Origin of the sequence: Escherichia sp. AM3 (genome assembly GCF_032029835.1) — a bacterium.
GTDB classification, from domain to species: Bacteria; Pseudomonadota; Gammaproteobacteria; order Enterobacterales; family Enterobacteriaceae; genus Escherichia; species Escherichia coli.
Genome location: NZ_JAVUPQ010000126.1, coordinates 1 through 4,735, shown reverse-complemented (window position 1 = coordinate 4,735; position 4,735 = coordinate 1). Strand labels below are relative to the sequence as shown.

General features: G+C 50.8%; 2 protein-coding genes. One reads left to right on the top strand and one right to left on the bottom strand.

Translation table 11 applies throughout. From position 1 onward, the window contains the following. Positions 1 to 206 (top strand): GyrI-like domain-containing protein (locus tag RTW80_RS22465; protein WP_312720262.1); only part of this gene is annotated, 206 nt, incomplete at its 5' end. A gap of 139 nt (positions 207 to 345) precedes the next feature. Here the strand turns inward: RTW80_RS22465 and fdeC are convergent. After that, positions 346 to 4,602, bottom strand: coding sequence for an inverse autotransporter adhesin FdeC (fdeC, locus tag RTW80_RS22460; protein ID WP_000020221.1), 4,257 nt, complete (start codon positions 4,600 to 4,602; stop codon positions 346 to 348). Positions 4,603 to 4,735: the final 133 nt, after the last annotated feature.

Genomic DNA, 4,735 nt, shown 5'->3' with positions numbered 1-4,735 from the left:
GACTTTATGCCTCTTTCCGTTATGAAGGAAACTGGGAAAATTATCCTGACTGGGTGCGTAACATCTATCTGATAGAGTTACCTGCCAGGGGGTTAGCCAGAGTGAACGGCAGCGATATTGAGCGCTTTTATTACAATGAAGATTTCGTAGAAAAGGATGGCAATGATGTTGTTTGCGAAATTTTTATTCCCGTTCGTCCGGTTTAGTTGGTCACTATCTCTTATTGAGTTTTATCCTTGCCTGATACTATTTAATCAGTATCAGGCAAGGTATTCAGTGAATAATGGCGTTGAATATTTCAACACCATTATTCTTTATTAGATCGTAACTTTCATACTATTCAAATTATGGCATCTCCTCCTCGCCATTTTCAGTCTCTGCAGCAACGGCGTTAATTGTCACCTTCACAGGCGTCATTTCGTACCCGCCATACGTCAGTGCGTTGAATGTGAACGTATAGACACCTGGCTTGCTGGTACTAAATGTACGCGTGATTTTCCCACCTGAGAAATGGTCAGCCTTCGACGGCAGGAATTGATAATCCTTCTCCGTCACTCCTTCCGGAGCCTCAATGTCGACCCACATACTTCCTCCTACGGGATTGACTCCCGCCATCAGGGTAACCGTCATTGTTGCAGTAGTCTTCCCGTCCGCCACCAGAGAATCTACACGTTCTGGAGATGCGGCGAGCACCGCGTTTTTATCATCCGCGACGAATTTAGATTCAGCAGTTTTCGTCGATACCTGACCGTTGGCCTGTTCCACTTTCGCCGTGAGTGTATATGTCGCTGCGATAGTGGTAGAGCCGGTGAAAACAGCCTGTCCTTGCTCATTAGTTTTCGCCGTCCCTTTAGGATCCAGAACTAAATTTTCCGAGCTGGCAGTCAGCGTCACGTCGCTATCCTTCAACAGGTTGTTATTGGCATCAGTCACCGTAACTTTATACGTCTGTTTGGTTTTGCCATCCGCCACTGCACGGTTGCCAATCACCTCAATACTGGAGATGGTCGCCGTAGTCTTATCGGCCACAAACGTTACAGACTGCGCATTCGAAGGCTGGTCATTTCCTGCCGACGCCGTGATCTCATACGTTCCGGCAGTCACGGAGACCACTTTCAGTTCCGCTTTACCCTCCTTGTCGGCGTTCACCATGATATTACCGTCTGCAAGCGGTTTGACGCCCCGAGGCAGATTAAAGACGACCACAGCGCCAGGCAGAAGGTTGCCGTATTGATCCTTAACCGTTGCCGTCAGCGTAAAGGCATCATTGTCGTTTGCCACTTTTGGCGTGCTGCCATCAACCTCCAGGGTCGCCTGACCGGTACTGAAATCCGCCTTGAATTTCACCGTAACCGTCTTCTGAGCATTATTCACTGAGGCCGTGATGCTGTGTTCCCCCGCAACCGTTGACATAAGCTCAATGTCCACTTTCCCTGCCGCATTGGTTGTTACTGTATTCCCCGTCTTGCTGGTCACACCCTGCGGTAAAGTCAGCGTAACTTCTTGCCCCTGCAACGGGTTACCATAGCTGTCCACGACGGTCAGGGTTATCTGGTTAGCAGACTGTCCATTAGCCAGTTGGTTATTAACCTTCACTGTCATATCACGAATCTCAGCCTTAGATGCGTCACCTGCAACGTTCAGCACCAGTGGCTGAGCAACGGCATTTTGGCCGTTCACTCGCGGCATCACAGACAACTGACCCGCGGCAGATCCCAGCGTTAAGGTCGCCACGTAGACCCCATTACCTTTCTCTGTCCAGTTTCCTGCTGAAGGACGCTCACTCCCCGTGCTGGCGGCACCGCTAAACACTGGTGCATCTGGCTTCAGCCCGGTGACCGGGTTCCCGTACGCATCCTTCACGGTGAAGGTGAGTTCCGTCGTCATTTTGACGGTCGGAGCCTTATTGTCCGCAACAAGCGTAGAGTTCGCTGATGACATCTCTCCGGCGATGACCGTCAACTGCGCGGCTTCGGTGGCTGCTGGCTGGCCGTTGAAGAGCGGCATGACACGAAGCTCGCCCGTCTTTCCGCCTGTAGTTAACGTAGCAACATAGGAACAGTCACCTTTTTCGGTCCAACTGGAAACGGTCGCCCCTTCAGAGGCGGTCCCCGTCAAACTTGCCGACAACGAAAGACCACTGATAGTGTTGCCATGTGCATCTTTTGCAATAAGCGTCACGGTTGTGCTTTCGCCGGCTTTTACGTGATCTTCTGCGACAGAGACTTTCGACTGGTTTGAAGATAACGCATCAGCCACCACGGTTACTTTTGCCGCATTTGCTGCCGCATCCTGTCCATTTAGCTTCGGCATAACTTCTAATTCACCCGCCGTAGAGCCGAGAGTAATCTGCGCAGTCCACGTCCCATCACCATTATTTGTCCAGCCAGATGCCGTAGAACCTACAGCAGCGGCACCCGCTAATGACGGCGCTTCCGGCGTGAGGCTGGTCACAGGGTTGTCATAGGCATCTTTTGCCGTCCAGATTGCCGTAACTGTACCGCCAACCACCGGTTTATCAGGATTCAGGGTGATGGACGAATGTGCTGCATCAAGCGGACCGGCAACAAACTTCAGCGTTTGTTGTAATGTGCCCAGCTGATACTGCTCGCTGAAAGCACGCACAACAACGTTTCCGGCACGGGTCGAAGAAACCGTGGCGCTGTAAACGCCTGGTTTTATTTCCGAAATGGCACCAACGGTTACACCATTAGTGTCTTGCGGAACAAATCGCAAGCGGCTGGCTTCTCCCGTCACCGGATTACCCTCGGAGTCCACCGCAGTCAACGTCAACGTATAGGCTTGCTGACCATCAGCAACCACATCACCTGACGGCTCGTTAGCGCTCAGGGTGGAGTTTGCCACATCCATCATCGTGGCCCGCAGTTCTGCAGTGACGGTTTTGCTCATGCCATCAACGCTAACAGTAATCGTTGCCTCACCTGACTGCGTTCCGGTAGTAAAGACAGACTGATACACCCCTGCTTCAGTTTCGGTGAACTCACCCAGTGTTGGCTTTGCCTGTGATTTAGTGGCCTTCAGGGAACGAGTCACAATATTTCCAGCCGGTTTGAAGGCTAGTTCAGTCTTGATCTGATCTTTCGTGCCCGTGACTGGCTGCCCCTCGGCGTCGCGCAGAGACAGCACCAGCGGTCTTTGCTCATTACCGTTAGCAAGCATTTGAATACGGCTCTGACCGTCAAGCGTTAACGCCGTGCGATCGGCGCTCATACCTGCTCCGGTAATGACCACCTCTGTCTGCACGCGTTTTGAGGCATTGCCTTTGTTATCGTAGGCAACCGCAGAAATCGCATAATAATTGTCTTTGCCTGGACGATAAGCCGGGAGCGTTACTTGCCACTGACTACCCTGACCGGTAATTTTGCCACCCTCAGCCAGTAATGACGGCGCTTCCCACTGCACATTTTTCAGTCCGTGAGTTGCTTTGCTGACCACAAGCCCCAGGGAAAGTGTCTGACCACCCTTACCTTCAATACGTTCAGGCAGAGCAATACGGATCACTTCAGATTTGCGGTACTCAAGAACGATGTTGTTATTACGCTCAACCAGGTCATAGCGGCTGCCTGCCAGTACCCGACGCTCGCGAATGCTGTCTGTATCGAGTTGTTTCGCCAGAGGTTCGCCAATCCGATAATTAACTTCCAGGCCAAAGCGAGTGTCATTCTCACCACTCTTGCCCTGCTTATGCCCGGCGCTCAGTGTCAGAAGAGGCACTGGCGTATAGGTCACCTCGGCAGAAATAGCATGCGGGTCTTTCTGGCGCTTATCTTTACCAAACAGCCCGACTTCATCGCCATAATACTGTTCATACATCAGGCTTGCGCCAAGCTGCGGCCAGGCGGGTAAATAGCCCTCAGCACGAATATCCCAGCCATTCGCCGGGCGTTCCTGATAATCCTCAATATCCGGCGATTTTTTCCAGCCAGAAGCCCGAATATAACCATTGGCGCTCAGTTTCAGATAATCGCGCCAGTATTCCGCACCAACACCAATGCGGGTATGACTACGGGATAAATCATGATCGATAAAAGTATTCACCCCCGCCATCCAGTCATTTCCTGAAAAATGACGCCAGCCAAAACCAATATTTGACTGAGTACGATCGTCTGTACGATGTATTGCCCCCTGAGTGAACAACATATTTGTCGGCGTATCATAAATCGGATAAAGCATTTCCAGCGAAGAATCCTTCAGCGAGAAATCTTTATCGACATTCAGTTTGACGCGCGCAGTACCATATTTCCCGAGCCACTCCTGTATTTCCTGGTTAGCTTTAGCTGTGGCCATTCCGGTAATAAAGTTACGTGTCGCATCGCTATCTGGCTGACTGCTTAAAAATGTCCCGGCATTTGCGGCAAACGACGCGACATTTTTCTCCACGTTATTATCAGCAGTTACCGTAGTATTTCCCATGCTCAACCGTGGCTGAACCGCATGCTGCGCACGTGCCGCCATTACTGGGGTAAAGGTGACAGCGAGTGGAAAAAGAACCTGAACAGAGATATTTGCCCACGCCACGCAGCGGGCCAGAACTGAATAACGAAATCGTGGTTGTTTATGACCTGTTTTATAATGTGACATTGAGATAATTTCCTGATGAACGAATTAACGAACATAGGCAGACACAAATAATGGCGTCTGATTGTCAGAAAAACCGGGGATTTCCCGATTTCCTTTTCCGCAGAAAAGGAAATACCTTTATGTAAGAAAGTGC